Origin of the sequence: Actinomadura coerulea (assembly GCF_014208105.1) — a bacterium.
In the GTDB taxonomy this organism is placed as follows: Bacteria; Actinomycetota; Actinomycetes; order Streptosporangiales; family Streptosporangiaceae; genus Spirillospora; species Spirillospora coerulea.
The window spans coordinates 5,953,767-5,968,036 of sequence record NZ_JACHMQ010000001.1 but is presented as its reverse complement, the minus strand read 5'-3'; the positions used below and the strand labels follow the sequence as shown (position 1 = coordinate 5,968,036).

Annotated in this window: 18 protein-coding genes; 13 read left to right on the top strand and 5 right to left on the bottom strand. The window is 71.3% G+C overall.

The window, feature by feature from the left end:
- Positions 1-13: 13 nt before the first annotated feature.
- Together rplI and BKA00_RS27540 are read left to right on the top strand one after the other, a co-directional pair.
- Positions 14-460: a 50S ribosomal protein L9 gene (gene rplI / locus BKA00_RS27545; protein WP_185029693.1), complete on the top strand. Its 447-nt coding sequence runs from the start codon at positions 14-16 to the stop codon at positions 458-460.
- 248 nt (positions 461-708) lie between these two features.
- Complete coding sequence (locus BKA00_RS27540) at positions 709-1,551, top strand: N-acetylmuramoyl-L-alanine amidase (protein WP_230298626.1); 843 nt, start codon at positions 709-711, stop codon at positions 1,549-1,551.
- A 4-nt stretch (positions 1,552-1,555) separates the two neighbouring features.
- On the opposite strand, the gene BKA00_RS27535 is transcribed toward BKA00_RS27540, so the two are convergent.
- On the bottom strand, positions 1,556-1,744 hold the full coding sequence (locus BKA00_RS27535; RefSeq protein WP_052357975.1) for a hypothetical protein: 189 nt from the start codon (positions 1,742-1,744) through the stop codon (positions 1,556-1,558).
- A 199-nt stretch (positions 1,745-1,943) separates the two neighbouring features.
- On the opposite strand from BKA00_RS27535, the gene BKA00_RS27530 reads away from it, so the two are divergent.
- From BKA00_RS27530 to BKA00_RS27520, 3 genes are all read left to right on the top strand, one after another.
- Positions 1,944-2,642: a Crp/Fnr family transcriptional regulator gene (locus BKA00_RS27530; protein ID WP_185029690.1), complete on the top strand. Its 699-nt coding sequence runs from the start codon at positions 1,944-1,946 to the stop codon at positions 2,640-2,642.
- A gap of 92 nt (positions 2,643-2,734) precedes the next feature.
- Positions 2,735-2,947 (top strand): hypothetical protein, encoded by a 213-nt coding sequence (locus BKA00_RS27525; protein WP_185029687.1) that lies wholly within the window; start codon positions 2,735-2,737, stop codon positions 2,945-2,947.
- An 8-nt stretch (positions 2,948-2,955) separates the two neighbouring features.
- The gene (locus tag BKA00_RS27520) at positions 2,956-3,699 is read left to right on the top strand and encodes a hypothetical protein (protein ID WP_185029685.1); all 744 of its coding nucleotides are present in this window, start codon (positions 2,956-2,958) and stop codon (positions 3,697-3,699) included.
- A gap of 23 nt (positions 3,700-3,722) precedes the next feature.
- On the opposite strand, the gene BKA00_RS27515 is transcribed toward BKA00_RS27520, so the two are convergent.
- On the bottom strand, positions 3,723-5,048 hold the full coding sequence (locus BKA00_RS27515) for an MATE family efflux transporter (RefSeq protein ID WP_185029682.1): 1,326 nt from the start codon (positions 5,046-5,048) through the stop codon (positions 3,723-3,725).
- A 338-nt stretch (positions 5,049-5,386) separates the two neighbouring features.
- Between BKA00_RS27515 and dnaB the strand changes: the two genes are divergently transcribed.
- The 3 genes from dnaB (at position 5,387) to BKA00_RS27500 (ending at position 9,031) form a co-directional block, all read left to right on the top strand.
- Positions 5,387-8,029, top strand: coding sequence for a replicative DNA helicase (gene dnaB, locus BKA00_RS27510; protein WP_185029680.1), 2,643 nt, complete (start codon positions 5,387-5,389; stop codon positions 8,027-8,029).
- 97 nt (positions 8,030-8,126) lie between these two features.
- Complete coding sequence (locus BKA00_RS27505; protein ID WP_185029677.1) at positions 8,127-8,462, top strand: hypothetical protein; 336 nt, start codon at positions 8,127-8,129, stop codon at positions 8,460-8,462.
- A 122-nt stretch (positions 8,463-8,584) separates the two neighbouring features.
- Complete coding sequence (locus tag BKA00_RS27500; protein WP_230298627.1) at positions 8,585-9,031, top strand: NUDIX domain-containing protein; 447 nt, start codon at positions 8,585-8,587, stop codon at positions 9,029-9,031.
- 66 nt (positions 9,032-9,097) lie between these two features.
- On the opposite strand, the gene BKA00_RS27495 is transcribed toward BKA00_RS27500, so the two are convergent.
- A complete protein-coding gene (locus tag BKA00_RS27495; RefSeq protein WP_185029675.1) occupies positions 9,098-9,979 on the bottom strand; it encodes an NAD(P)-dependent oxidoreductase in 882 nt (293 codons plus the stop codon).
- A 49-nt stretch (positions 9,980-10,028) separates the two neighbouring features.
- Between BKA00_RS27495 and BKA00_RS27490 the strand changes: the two genes are divergently transcribed.
- On the top strand, positions 10,029-10,430 hold the full coding sequence (locus BKA00_RS27490) for a MerR family transcriptional regulator (protein ID WP_185029672.1): 402 nt from the start codon (positions 10,029-10,031) through the stop codon (positions 10,428-10,430).
- Between the two features lie 40 nt (positions 10,431-10,470).
- Here BKA00_RS27490 and BKA00_RS27485 read toward each other — a convergent pair whose 3' ends face one another.
- Positions 10,471-11,043, bottom strand: a complete 573-nt coding sequence (locus tag BKA00_RS27485) for a PadR family transcriptional regulator (protein ID WP_185029670.1) — start codon at positions 11,041-11,043, stop codon at positions 10,471-10,473.
- A gap of 118 nt (positions 11,044-11,161) precedes the next feature.
- On the opposite strand from BKA00_RS27485, the gene BKA00_RS27480 reads away from it, so the two are divergent.
- The 4 genes from BKA00_RS27480 (at position 11,162) to BKA00_RS27465 (ending at position 13,588) form a co-directional block, all read left to right on the top strand.
- Complete coding sequence (locus BKA00_RS27480; protein WP_185029667.1) at positions 11,162-11,554, top strand: nuclear transport factor 2 family protein; 393 nt, start codon at positions 11,162-11,164, stop codon at positions 11,552-11,554.
- A 26-nt stretch (positions 11,555-11,580) separates the two neighbouring features.
- Positions 11,581-12,153, top strand: a complete 573-nt coding sequence (locus BKA00_RS27475) for a helix-turn-helix domain-containing protein (protein WP_230298628.1) — start codon at positions 11,581-11,583, stop codon at positions 12,151-12,153.
- An 86-nt stretch (positions 12,154-12,239) separates the two neighbouring features.
- Positions 12,240-12,743: a SigE family RNA polymerase sigma factor gene (locus BKA00_RS27470; protein ID WP_230298629.1), complete on the top strand. Its 504-nt coding sequence runs from the start codon at positions 12,240-12,242 to the stop codon at positions 12,741-12,743.
- Positions 12,740-13,588 carry a hypothetical protein gene (locus BKA00_RS27465; RefSeq protein WP_185029663.1) on the top strand — a complete coding sequence of 283 codons (849 nt, stop codon included), beginning with the start codon at positions 12,740-12,742 and terminating at the stop codon, positions 13,586-13,588. Before BKA00_RS27470 ends, BKA00_RS27465 begins: the two co-directional genes overlap by 4 nt.
- A gap of 140 nt (positions 13,589-13,728) precedes the next feature.
- Here the strand turns inward: BKA00_RS27465 and BKA00_RS27460 are convergent, their stop codons facing one another.
- The gene (locus tag BKA00_RS27460) at positions 13,729-14,241 is read right to left on the bottom strand and encodes a GNAT family N-acetyltransferase (RefSeq protein WP_221493310.1); all 513 of its coding nucleotides are present in this window, start codon (positions 14,239-14,241) and stop codon (positions 13,729-13,731) included.
- Positions 14,242-14,270: the final 29 nt, after the last annotated feature.

The following is a 14,270-nucleotide window of genomic DNA, read 5'->3' as shown; positions in this document are numbered from 1 at the left end:
GGGGGTAAAGAACATGAAGCTCATCCTGACCCAGCAGGTCACCGGGCTCGGCGAGCCCGGTGACGTCATCGACGTCCGCGACGGCTACGGCCGCAACTACCTCGTTCCCCGCGGGTTCGCGATCAAGTGGACCCGGGGCGCCGAGAAGCAGGTCGACTCGATCAAGAAGGCGCGTTCGGCCCGCGAGATCGCGACCGTCGAGCACGCACGCGAGGTCGCCGACCGGCTCGGCGGGCTGCGCGTGACGCTGAGCACCCGCACCGGCAGCAACGGCCGCCTGTTCGGCGCCGTCACGGCCGCCGACATCGCCGAGGCGGTCCGCGCCGCCAACGGCCCCGACCTGGACCGCCGCCGCATCGAGATCGGGAACCCGATCAAGACCGTCGGCACCCACCGGGTCAGCGTGCGCCTGCACAGCGACGTCAACGCCACGATCGACGTCAACGTCGTCGAGGCCTGACGCACGACCGTTCGACGACCCCCGGGCCCGCCTCTTGGGCCCGGGGGTCGTCGGCGTTCGCGCACACCCAGAAACTCGTTTTCGGACCTGGTCGCAGGGTCCGGGGATGCGGGGTCTGCCGCCGTTTGCCAGGGAGCGGATGTCCGGATTTCCCGTGAAACGCCCGTGAATCGCCGTGTGTTTGAGTGATCAACTTTGCGGTGATTACGTTCCGTGATCACAGTGTCGCGGGACGAAGGGGGGCGGTGGTGATCGCGCATTCGGGGGAGGGCGCGCACGACCGGCGGATCACGGGCAGGGCAGTGACACGCAGGGCGGCCATCGGCGGCGTCATGGGGGCCGGGCTGCTGGGGGTGCTGCCCCTGGGGACGTCCCGCCAGAATGAGGCCATGGCGGCGGATCTTACGGCGGGGCCGGGCCAGGGGGCCGGCGACCGCGTGCTGTTCACGGCCGACGCCCCGCAGGTGTACACGCGGGCGCAGTGGAACGCGAGGGCGCCGAGGCGCGGGGCCGAGGTGGTCGAGCGGCCGCCGGACCACATCATCGTGCACCACACGGCGACGGCGAACGCGCGGGACCGCTCGCTCGCCCACGCGTTCGCCCTGTCGCGGTCCATCCAGAACATCCACATGAACAAGAACGGCTGGGACGACGTGGGCCAGCAGCTCACGATCAGCCGCGGCGGCATCGTGATGGAGGGCCGCAACCGGAGCCTCAGGGCCATCCGGTCCGGCGGCCTCGCCATCGGCGCGCAGGCCCTGCACCACAACCAGCACACCATCGGCATCGAGAACGAGGGCACCTACATGTCCGCGCAGGTGCCGGGCGCCCTGTGGAGATCGCTGATGGAGGTGTGCGTCTGGCTCTGCCAGAAGTACGATCTCGACCCGTCCGAAGCCATCGTCGGGCACCGCGACTACAACAGCACCTCGTGCCCCGGGGACGTCCTCTACGCGCGGCTGCCCCAGCTGAGGCGCTCGGTGGCCGAGCGGCTGGAGAGCGCGCCGAGCCAGAGTTCGACGAGCCAGAGCGGCTCCGAAGGCGGGTCGATCCTGTCGCCGCTGCTGCCGTCCCTCGACGACCTGGGTTGAGCCGCTACGTCTCGGGCGTCGTGTAGCGGGTGCGGCGCCGGGCGATCTCGGGATCGATGCCCTCGACGAGGGACCAGATGCCCGCCACCCGTTCGACCAGGGTCTCGGGGGGCAGGCCGGCGAGTCCCTCCGCCGCCAGGTCGTCGATCGCCTGAGTCAGCCGGGCCATCCGCTCGCCGTGTGTGGAACACATGTTCGAATAGTAGCGGGAGTGGTCTGCGGTGCGGCGGCGAACCGGGAATCGGGCGGGCCGGGAGTGTCCGCGCGCTGATGGGACCGGGAGGGCACTGACCTGCCTGTCGGCCCTTGGCCGCGCCGCTCACGCGACCCCGACGTCCACAGGACGTCGGTTGCATGGCCGCACCTTGGTGTGGAGGCTTACACTGTGGTGTATGACTCAAGATACATCCTTCTGGGGGAGGCTCGGAAAGGCCGAGCGGGCCGCGCTGCTGGAGTACACGACCCGCGACGTCCTCCCGCCCGGTGACAGGCTGATCCGCCAGCGGGGGAGGTCCCGCTCGGTGATGATCATCTTGCGCGGGTGGGCGGCCGTCGTCTCCGAGCCCGACCCCAGGCCGGGGGACCCCTCCGCTCCCGGAGCCAACGGCAGGCTGCTGGCCTTCCGTGGAGAGGGCGACATCGTGGGGGACATGGCGGGCCTGCTCAACAAGCCCCGCTCGGCGTCCTTGCGGGCCTTGGACGAGGTCGAGGTGCTGGAGTTGGAGGACACCCAGTTCAAGGACTTCCTCTGGAACCACAAAGAGGCGTGGTGGACCTACACGGAGATCCTCGCGGAGCGGGTCGACGAGCAGACCGCCAACATCCACTTCCAGAAGCACAAGACCTCCATGCAGATCCCGGAGATCCTGGTCAGCCTGGTCGACAAGGTCGGCCGGAGCAACCGGGACGGCATCTGGCTCCCCTATCCGCGCACCCAGACCGAGCTCGGCAGCCTCATCGGCATCTCCCGCGAGTCGGTGTCCACCACATGGTCCAGGCTCCGTGACGAGGGCCTGGTGGCGACCCGCAACGGCAGGATGCTCATCCTCGATCTCGAAGGCCTGCGCAAGATCTACTCCACAGACTCATAGGTCCGGTCACACTCTTGTGTGTGGAGGCCTTCACAAATGGATGCTTATGATTTACCTTCAGGGTGTGGTGACCCGGAAGGAAGGTAGGCACCATGTCGCTGGACGTCGTTGGAGCGGTATGCATCGCCATCGGGCTCGTGGGGGGAGGTCTGCAGATCGGGGGGCTTCTGCACGTCCCCACGCTTTCCAAGGTCAAGGTCATCGCCCTGGTGACCATCGGGGCCGTGTTCATCGCGACGAGCGTGGCCCAGCACCTGATCGCTCCTGCTGAGGGCAAGAGAGCCGATCAGGTGCAGGCGGAGTAGGAGGAGACGTGAGCACCAGGCCCGGAGAGGCTGAACTCGAAGCGTCGGAGTTCGAAGCGGCGTTCCTGCTGGTGGACATCCGAGGCTTCAGCCGGATCGTGTACGAACTGGGGCCGCACGATCCCAGGCGCGCCGGAGTCCTGGCTCGGAGCTTCTGGTCGAAGGTGGAGCCGATCGCGAAGTCCCTCGGTGGTGACATCTACGCCTGGCAGGGCGACTGCCTCCTGGTCGCCTACCGGGGGACGCCCCGCGAACGGGCTCTCCGTGCGCTGAAGACCGCTCAGGAGGCCCACGCGGTGGCATGGCAGGACCTGGTGCCCCAATGCTGGGAGCTCCTCACGGAGGCCGCGCATGAGGTCCAGTACGCCGGCAAGGGACAGCCGCCGAGCCGGGCCACCCAGTTCGCCGTCTCCAGCGCCATATCCGACGGTTCCGTAATCGCCGTCCCCCGGTCGGACGGGAAGCGGTACACCGAGGAACTGACCGGCGACACCGTCAACCTGGTGTTCTCCATCACCAAGGCGGTCCCTCCCTGGCACATCGCCGTGACGAAGCCGGTGTACGACCGGCTGAAGGGCGACGAGTCCACCAAAGCCCTGGCTGACCAGTGGGAGGAGCGCTCCCTCGTCCTGTGCGGCGCCCCCAGGAACTTCGCGTCGGTCAAGCTGCCCATGCTCGACAGGCCCGTACCGGACATAAAGCCTTCGGCCACCTCCACCCCATCGCCGTCCGTCTCCTCGGTGCCCGCCTGATTCTCTTGGGGGCCACCGAGGGGTCAGCGGGTGGCGCCGGTGACCATCCACCGGTCGCCGCGGGCGCGCAGGCTCAACGTGATCATCCGGGTCAGCATCCACAGGCCGATCGCGGCCCAGAGGCCGGCCAGTCCCGCGTCCGTCCGGTGGACGACGAGGGCGGCGGGCAGGAAGACGGCCGTGGCGACCAGCGTCGTCACAGCGAGGTAGGCGCCGTCGCCCGCCCCGATCAGGATGCCGTCCAGGACGAACACCACCCCGGCGACCGGCTGCAGCGCCGCCACGAGGAGCAGTGAGGCGAGCAGGAGGTCCCGGACGTCGCCGTCGGAGGTGAACAGGGCGGGCAGCCACGGCCGGATCACGAGGATGGCCAGGCCGAACACGACACCGCAGCCGACGCCCCACCAGACCATCCGCCGCGTGACGGCCCGCGTGGCGGTGATGTCGGACGCGCCCAGGTAGCGCCCGGTGATGGCCTGCCCCGCGATCGCGATGGCGTCGAGCGCGAACGCCAGCAGCGTCCACACCTGGAACCCGACCTGGTACGCGGCGATCTCCGGGTCCCCCATGCGCGCCGCGATCGACGTCCCGACGATGAGGACGACGCGCAGCGCCGCCGTCCGAACTAGCAGCCCGAAACCGGCCGTGGCGGACGTCCGCAACCCATCCCAGTCAGGGCGGACCAAGAGGCCGTGCCGCCGAGCCGCCCGCAGCACCACGGCCACGTAGACGACGGCACTGCCGGTCTGCGCGAGGACGGTGCCCCAAGCGGATCCGGCGATCCCCCAGCCGAGCCCCATGACGAACACCGCGTTGAGAAGCAGGTTCAGCGAGAAACCGCCGATCGACACGAGCAGGGGCGTGCGCGTGTCCTGGAGGCCGCGCAGTACTCCGGTCCCGGCCAGCACGACCAGCATCGACGGAATCCCGAACAGGCTCACCCGCAGGTACGTCTCGGCATAGGGCGCGACGCCCGGGGACGCTCCGAACGCGTCCACGATCCAGGGGACCAGCGGCCAGCCCGCCACGACCAGCACGGCGCCGATCGCGACCGCCAGCCACATGCCGTCGATGCCCTGCCTGATCGCCCCCGGCAGGTCCCCCGCGCCGACCTGGCGGGCCACCCCCGCGGTCGTCCCGTAGGCGAGGAAGACGCAGAGGTAGACGAGCGTGTTGAGGGCCTGCCCGGCGACCCCGAGCCCGCCCAGCTGCGCGGTGCCGAGATGCCCGACGATGGCCGAGTCCGACAGCAGGAAGAGGGGCTCGGCGACGAGCGCGCCGAAGGCCGGCACGGCGAGGCGCAGGATCTCGCGGTCGTGCGCGCTCGCGAGCCGCCGGGGGGTCGTCATCGCGCCGAGGCTACCAGCGTGTAACTCCCAAATGAAATAAGAGCCTTACATGGCGCCGGGCGGCGCACTTTCTTTCCCGCACACCCGGTGGATGAGGTCATCGCAGCTCAGCATGTGGATCCGGACGTCGTTCACGGAGAATCCACAGAGTTGTCCACAGGTCGTGCACAACCTGTCCCGCGTGTCTGCACAGGTCGTCCACAGGCTTGTCCACAGGCCGCTTTGCCCGCGGGGGCGTGCCCTCGCGAGAATGTCCGACGCGACAGGTAGACGTGAGGTGCACGGTCGGCGATGGGCGCACGGGGCCGCCGGCGGGCCAGGACGAAGGGGGTGTGGCGGTGAGCGTTGCGGATATCGGGCCGCAGGAGCACGAGTTCGAGCGCACCCCCCCGCACGACATCTCGGCCGAGCAGGGCGTGCTCGGCGGGATGCTGCTGTCCCAGGACGCCATCGCCGAGGTCGTGGAGATGCTGCGCACCCCCGACTTCTACCGTCCCGCCCACCAGATCATCTACGACGTCGTCCTCGACCTCTACGGCCGGGGCGACCCCGCCGACGCCGTCACCGTCGCCGGCGAGCTCACCAAGAACGGCGAGATCGGCCGCATCGGCGGCGCCCCCTACCTGCACACCCTGATCTCCCTGGTCCCCACCGCGGCCAACGCCGGGTACTACGCCAAGATCGTCCACGAGCGCGCGGTCCTGCGCCGCTTGGTCGAGGCCGGCACCCGCATCGTGCAGATGGGCTACGCCGCCGACGGCGCCGACGCCGACGAGGTCCTCGACCGCGCCCAGGCCGAGGTCTTCGCCATCGCCGAGAAGCGCGCCGGCGAGGACTACGTCGCGCTGAGCGAGATCATGCCGGGGGCCCTGGACGAGATCGAGGCGATCGGCAGCCGCGGCGGCCAGATGGTCGGCTGCCCCACCGGCTTCGCCGACCTCGACGCCCTCACCAACGGCCTGCACCCCGGCCAGATGATCGTGGTCGCCGCACGGCCCGCCATGGGCAAGGCGCTGCACGTCGCCACGCCGCTTCCGACCCCGGCCGGGTGGACGACGATGGGCGAGGTCCGGCCCGGCGACCATCTGATCGGAGCCGACGGAAGGCCGACCCGCGTGGTCGCGGCGACCGAGGTGATGCACGGCCGCCCCTGCTACGAGATCGAGTTCTCCGACGGCGAGGTCGTCGTCGCCGACGCCCAGCACCAGTGGCGCACCACCACCGGAGAGGGCGCCTCCCAGGATGCCTCCTCCCTTCCCGGTCGGCGGCCGGCCCCGGCCGACGTCCGGCAGCCCGTTCCCACCGTCGCCGAGGCCGCTTGCCGCGGCCTTTTCACAGGTCAAGGAAACGCCCGCGTCCGCGCGACCGCGGGCATGGGCGCAGGGCCGTGCACACACCGCCTGACCGCTGACGCGCGCCCCGCCACGGCGCGGCAGCCCGGTTCGCACCACGCTGAGCTCGTCCACGCCGCCAACCGCCGGTCCTCGGTGACCGGCACCGGCGGCGGGACGCCCTCGGGTTCACCGTCCCCCGGGGCCGGCACCCCGGTAGGCCGCGCGACCGCGCCGCCGCACGTGGGCGAGGCCGTCCAGCGGATCGAGACGACCGAGCAGATCTTCGCGGCCCTTCACGGGGGGCCCCGCCGCGCCGTGGAGTTCGCCGCCGCGTTCGACCTCCCCGAGGCAGACCTGCCGCTCGACCCCTACGTCCTCGGCGCGTGGCTCGGTGCCGGTGACGATGACGAGGCCCGCATCACCTGCCTGGACGGCGCCGTCATCACCGGGATCGAGGCCACCGGCCAGGAGACCGCCGCGGAGGCCGTCTTCGGGTGCCACCTCCTGCCCGGCACACGCGAGCGGCTCGCTTCGCTCGGCCTGCTCGGCGCCAAGCACATCCCCTCCCGGTATCTGCGGGCCTCCGCCGCTCAGCGGCGGGCGCTGCTGGCCGGGCTGCTCGACGTCTGCGGGCACATCTCCCCGGACGGCCGCGTCGACGTCGCCGTCCCGTCCGCGCGCCTCGCGGACGGCGTGCGCGAGCTCCTCCTCAGCCTCGGCCACGACGTCGCCACGACCGCCGACCCCGCCGGAGAAGACCTCTGGCGGATGACCTTCGTCCCCGCCGAGACGGTGTTCCGGCTGCCGCGCAAGGCCGCCCGGCAGCGTGCGGACGTCCCCGGGAACCCACCGGCGCGGTACATCGTGGACGTCCGGCCCGTCGAGAGCGTGCCGGTCAGGTGCGTCCAGGTCGACAACGACGACCACATGTACCTGGCGGGGCGCTCCTGCATCCCCACGCACAACTCGACGCTCGCCCTCGACTTCGCCCGAGCCGCGTCCATCAAGCACGGGCTGACCTCGGCCTTCTTCAGCCTGGAGATGGGGCGCAACGAGATCACGATGCGGCTGCTGTCCGCGGAGGCGCGGGTGGCGCTCCACGCGATGCGGTCCGGAACCATGCAGGACGAGGACTGGACCCGCCTCGCCCGGCGCATGAGCGAGGTCGCCGAGGCTCCGCTGTTCATCGACGACTCCCCGAACATGTCGATGATGGAGATCCGCGCGAAGTGCCGCCGCCTCAAGCAGCAGCACGACCTGCGCCTGGTGATCATCGACTACCTGCAGCTGATGACGTCGGGCAAGCGCGTCGAGAGCCGCCAGGTCGAGGTCTCGGAGTTCTCCCGCTCGCTGAAGCTCCTCGCCAAGGAGCTGGGCGTCCCGGTCATCGCGCTCTCCCAGCTCAACCGAGGTCCCGAGCAGCGGACGGACAAGAAGCCCATGGTGTCCGACCTTCGCGAATCGGGCAGCATCGAGCAGGATGCGGACATGGTGATCCTGCTGCACCGGGAGGACGCCTACGAGAAGGAGTCGCCGCGCGCCGGCGAGGCCGACCTGATCGTCGCCAAGCACCGCAACGGCCCGACCGCCACCGTGACGGTCGCCTTCCAGGGCCACTACAGCCGTTTCGTCGACATGGCCCAGTGACCCTGTGGCGCGGGCTTGCCCCGCCGAAGACGCGGGCCTTCGGGGCGGGCTCGGCGTTGGCGGTCTGGATGTCCGAGGTGCTCGCTACGGTCCCCGCATGATCACGCGCCCTACCGAGAGCTGGCGGCAGCTCGGCACCTTGCCCGACTCGTTCCTGGAGCGGGTCGACCAGGCGCTGCTCGCCTTCGAAGTGGAGCTGGCCGCCCTGGGCGTCGCCTCTGACCAGGCCGTGATGGCGGCCGTAGAACACGTGGTCGTCGCCCTGAACCAGGTCGACGGCACCGATGACCACAGCTTCGACACCATCGACCGTGAGGAACTCTGCGAGTACATCGACGACGCGCTCACTCACACCGGAATCGATGTCGAGGCGCTGGCACGCCGGCGGGGCATCGATCCGGCCGCGCTCACGGACGAGTGGCGAGACTGGTGAAACCCTGCCGGGGCGGCCGCGCCCAGGTTTCCGGGCCCGGACGTCAATGGGTATACCCCTGAGTTGTGAGCGCGGTGCGTTCCGGCATCGCCGGATCTCCGTTTTGTGGATGGGGGCGTCGGGTGGCCAGCGCTGTCCCGCAGGACGAGCCGTTCGGAGTGGCGGTGATCCTCACCGATCGCCTCGGACGGGTCCTGATGCATCTGCGAGACGATGTCCCCGGCATCGCATGGCCGGGGTACTGGTCGTTGCCGAGCGGCCTGGCCGAGCCGGGCGAGACCCCGGCGGAAGCGGTGTCCAGGGAACTGCGCGAGGAGACGGGGCTCAGCCTCTCCCTGACGCAACGGCTGGAGCATCCGCCGGGGCCCGACGGTGATCGTGTCGTGTTCTTCACCGGGTTCTGGCACGGGGATCCGGCGACGATCCCGCTGACCGAGGGCGTGAAGCTGGAGTTCTATCCGCCGTCCGGTCTGGCGGGCTTGCGCGTCCCGCCGTTCGTCACCGAAGCTCTCCAGCAGCTCCAGGACGTGGGGCTACTCGGCGGCGCGGCAGACGAGGTCGACCTCTGAACGTCAGCCGGCCCCAAAAGTCCCTCTCGTCCCGGCCCTCCAGGTGGCGCGGCCTTCGCAGCGCGGTCACCGCGGGATGCGGGGGATGCGGAACTCGTCGATCAGGACGGGGTACTGCTCCGCTCCGTGCCCTGCGGCGATCGCGCGGTCGGCCATCGCCCTGAACAGCTTCGGCAGCCCGGCGTCGACGCCGGCCGCCTCGCTCTCCTCGACCAGGTGCGCCATCGCCCGCGCGTCGGTCTCCAGGGCCGACACCTCGGCCGGGTAGGAGCCGCGGTCGATCTGCTCGGCGTATCCGGGTAGCCATCCGGCCACCACGGCGGCGATCTGCCGCGCGAACGGCGCGTACGTCGCGGCGTCGACACCGGCCGTCCCGAGCAGGGCGGTGCCCTGGAGCCAGGCGTTCAGGACGCCCCACATCATGGCCAGGCCCGCGACGTCGTAGAGGGACGCGAGCCCGGGGTCCTCGCCGAGGTAGGTGACGGTGCCGAGGGTGCGCAGTGCCGACTCGTGCGCCTCGAAGTCCGGGCGCGGCCCGCTGTGCAGGATCACCGCCTCGTCGGTCCCGATCGCCGGCGGGACGGCCATGATGGCGCCGTCCAGGTAGCGGGCGCCGCGCCCCTCGGCCCACCGGGCGGCCTCCCGCGCCTGGGCCGAGCTGCCCGAGGTGAGGTTGACCAGCGTCGTGCCGTCCGGCTCGGTCGTGTCGAGGACCTCCCGCACGGCCTGGTAGTCGGTGAGGCAGACGATCGTCAACGGACCGCTTTCGAGCGCGTCGCCGATCGTCGGCGCCAGTCGCGCGCCCGCGTCCAGGAGCGGGTCGGCCTTGGAGGCGGTGCGGTTCCACACGGTCACGGGGTGTCCGGCTTTCAGGAACGTGCCGGCCAGTGCTTGGCCCATCAGGCCGAGTCCGATTACCGTCACGGGGATGTCGGTGTTGTTGCCCATGGCAGCATCGTCAACGTTGACACCGGTCTGAAGGTCAAGTGAGGATGCGATGCGGATCGGGGAGCTGAGCCGTCGAACGGGCGTCAGAGCCCACCAGCTGCGCTACTACGAGGCGCAGGGGCTGCTGGAGGCGGATCGCGGCGCGAACGGTTACCGCGAGTACGACGACGCGGCCGTACTGCGGGTGAAGCAGATCAGGCACCTGCTCGGGGCCGGTCTGTCCTCCGAGGACATCGCGTATCTGCTGCCCTGCGCGGCCGGGGAGGCCCCGGAGCTGCTCGGATGCCCCGAGCTGCTGACCGCGATGCGGACACGGCTGCGGCGACTGGACGATCAGATGGAGAGGCTCGCCCGATCCCGCGACGCCCTCGCCGGCTTCATCGGCGCCGCCGAGCGGACGGGCGGCGACGGCGGGCCGGCCTTCGCCTGCGTGGAGCCCCTTCCCGCCTGAGACCGGGCGGATGCCGCGCCGGCGGCCGCCGGAGACGCGGTCAGCTCTTCAGGGGGTGGGCGGTGGTGCGGCGGTCGAGGATGGTCAGGGTCTCCTCGCACCAGCGGAGGTTCTCGCGCTCGAACGCCAGGCCGCGCATGAGGGTGAGGTAGGGGCCGATCCGGTCGGCGGCGGCCAGGTACTCCTCCTCGGTGCGGCCGTCGAGGAAGCGGGCCCGGAGCCGCTCGAAGCGGGCGATCTTGGATTCTGCCCAGGCCCGGCGCTCGCGGAGGGCGGCCATGACGGCCTCGGCGTCCCCCGCGTCCACCGCCTGGACCTGGACCATCAGCTCCTCGCGCATCGCGCCGGGCCGCGGGGGCCTGGCGGTGAACTCGTGCAGGGCGCGGCGGCCGGCCTCGGTGAGGGAGAACAGGCGCTTGTTGGGGCGGCGCTCCTGCTGGACGACGCGTGCCTGGATCAGCCCGTCGGCGGCCATCTTGTCCAGCTCCCGGTAGAGCTGCTGGGGAGTGGCCATCCAGAAGTTGGCCACACCGGCGTCGAAGCTCTTGGACAGGTCGTACCCGGACGCCTCGCCTTCCAGAAGCGTGGCCAGGACCGCGTTCCGCAACGACATGGTTCCGAGCGTATCGGCCCGTGACCACCGCCACGCCGCCGCCAGGTGGACGGCCCCCGGCGGTGCGGCTAGTGTAATTTGCACCTATTCAACAAGTTGGATATTTCGGGGGTGCTGCATGCATCCGTTCAGGCGGGCGGTGGAGGCGGGGGACACGGCGGCGATCGCGGGGCTCCTGGCCGACGACGCCGTGTTCACCAGCCCGGTCGTGTTCAAGCCGTACCGCGGCAAGGCGATCACGGCGGCGATCGTGCGGGCCGCGGCGCGGGTGTTCGAGGACATCCGCTACGTGCGGGAGATCGTCGGCGCGGACGGCCGCGACCACGCGCTCATGTTCCAGGCGACCGTGAACGGCCGGCAGGTGCACGGGTGCGACTTCCTCCACATCGACGAGGACGGGCTGATCGACGAGCTGACGGTCATGGTGCGCCCGCTGTCGGGGGCCACCGCGCTGGCCGAGGCGATGGGCGCGCAGTTCGAGCAGATCGAGCGCGAGGTCCTCAGCTCCTGACCCGCTCCCCCGCGCCGGGTGGCGGCGTGCCCGGGCGTGGGGCGCCGGTCCCGTCGGTGCGGCTCGAACCGGATGTGCTGTTCGTGGACGACGGTGACGTGCTCACCGCGGCGGGCAGCGCCGCCGCACTCGATCTCGGCCTGCACCTCGTGCGCCGCGACCGCGGTGCGGAGATCGCCAACGCCGTCAGCCGCCGCCTGGTCTTCGCCGGGCACCGCGACGGCGGCCAGCGGCAGTTCGTCGAACGTCCCGTCCCCGCGATCCCGGACACCTCGCTGGCGCCCGTCCTGGCCTGGGCCCAGGAGCGCCTCGATCAGCCGCTGACCGTCGCCGACCTGGCCGCCCGCGCCGCGACCAGCGCCGCCACGCTGCACCGCCGCTTCCAGGCCGAACTCGGCACCACCCCGCTGGCCTGGCTGAACGCCGAGCGGGTCGCGCTGGCATGCAGGCTCATCGAAAGAGGCGAACTCCGCCTGGAGGCCGTCGCGCGCGCGAGCGGCCTCGGCACCCCCGCCAACCTGCGCACTCGGGTGCGCCGCCAGACGGGCCTCAGCCCGTCCGCCTACCGCGCCCGGTTCGCCGCGTCGTCCAAGGTCTGAGCCGCGACCGCGCCCACAACACCCCCGCCCGTCATTGCCCCGGCGATCCTGCCAACCATCCGCGCTCCCTGCGGCGTTCAATGGGCGTGAGTGAACCGACGCAGGAAGCCGCGTACGCCACGTTCGCGGCCGCAGCGTGGAAGCGCCATTACGGGCTGGCCACGCTGCTGACCGGCGACGCCCACCGCGCCGAGGAGCTCCTCCAGGACTGCCTGGTGAAGCTGTACGTGCGCTGGCGCCGGGTGGCCGACGGCGATCCGGACGCCTACCTGAAACGGATGCTGGTCAACGGCAACGTCAGCTGGTGGCGGCGCAGGCGCCGCGAGCTGCTGACCGAGGCCCCCGAACGCCTCGACGCCCGTTCCAGTTCCCCGCGGGAACCGGACGACGAGCTCCGCCGGGCGCTGCTCGCCCTGCCCCGCCAGCAGCGCGCCGTCGTCGTGCTCCGCCACTACGCCGACATGACGGAGGCGGCGGCCGCCGAGCTCCTCGGATGCTCCGTCGGCACCGTCAAGAGCCAGCACTCCCGGGCGATGAAACGACTCCGTTCGACGCTCGCCCTTCCGCAGACCGAGGAGATCACACGATGAGCGAGGAACGGCTGACCCGGATGCTGCGGTCGGCGACCGACAGGCACCCGATTCCCAGCGCGCCGATCGAGGCCGTGGTGCACCGCGGCCGCCGCGCCAGGCGGAGGCGCCACACGGCTGCCGGCGCGCTCGGCACCGGCGCCGTCGCCCTGGTGGTGGCCGCCGCGACCATCGGCGGGAACCTCGTCCCGGGCGACGACGACGGCGACCGATTGATCATCCCCGGACGCGGCGGCGACGTCACCCTGGCGGGGGCCACCGAGGCGACGGCGGGCACGACGTTCCACGTGAAACTCACCTGGACGCTGAGCTCGCGTGGCCGGCGCGAGACGGTGGAGACGTATCAGGGCGCCTTCGACGCCCCCAACCGGCGCGGCTACCTGCGCGGCCCCGGATCGGTGCCGATGGAGCAGCGTTTCATCGGAGACGACCGCTATGTGCTGCGCGGCAAGACCTGGCGCAAGCTCGACCACGGGCTGAACGGGCTGACGCGCGGCACCACCGGCCCGCAGGAGCTGACCGCCGACCCCGGGCGGATGCTGCGGATGCTGGCCACGTTCGGAACGCTGACGCCCGAGGGCCGGTCCGGCAGCGGTGCGGCGGCGGTGCGGACCTACGCCTTCTCCCACGCGGCCCGTCCCGCCGAGGGGTCGCCCGCCGGGACGCGGATCACGGGCACGGTGACGATCGGGATCGCGACGCGCAAGATCCAGAAGGTCGTGCAGACGACCGTCATCAGCGGCGCGGCCCCCGAGATCGCCGACCGGGACCCCGTCCGCTTCACCTCGGTCACCGAGTTCTCCGACTACGGGACGCCGGTGAAGGTGACGCGCCCGCCCCTGTAGCGGGCGAGTCCGGACGACTGTTCACGCGTTCGCCTTGGCCGCTGAGTGACCGACTGGGCGGCCAGCGGCACCGGCCGGGCGACAAGGTCACAAGACCTACAACGTGGCCATCTCGGTCACGCCGGACCCGCGGACCGGATTCAGCGGGCGGGGCGTTCGTAGATCAGTTCTCGGCCGTCCTCCTCGTCCCATTGCTCGCCCACGTGGGTGAAGCCGTGGCCGGCGATGGTGGCCAGGGACGCCTCGTTGTCGGGGCTGATCGTGGCCCGGACGGTCGTGACGGACGGTTCGGAGGCGGCGCGGGCCAGGAGGGCGGCGAGCATCGCGCGGGCGTAGCCCCTGCGGCGGTGGGCGGGGTCGACGGAGTAGGCGATCACGACGGTCCCGTTCTCGTCCGGGGCCCCGTGGAAGCCCGCATGGCCGACGACCACGCCCTCCGGTTCGGCGACGGCCGCCCGGACGATCCACGGGGCGTGGGACGGGTCCCGATCGAGCTGGGCGAGGCGGAAGCGCCACAGGTACTTCGCGTCGTCGGTGGTGAAGTAGTCGGTGAGGGGGACCCCGGCGACGGCGCCGGCGCCCTCGAGATCGTCCTCCAGCAGGGCCTTCATCGCGGCGGGCGGCAGTTCGGCGAAGCGGACGGCGGGCGGCATGGGCGGCTCCTCGGTCGGGGGCGACCACC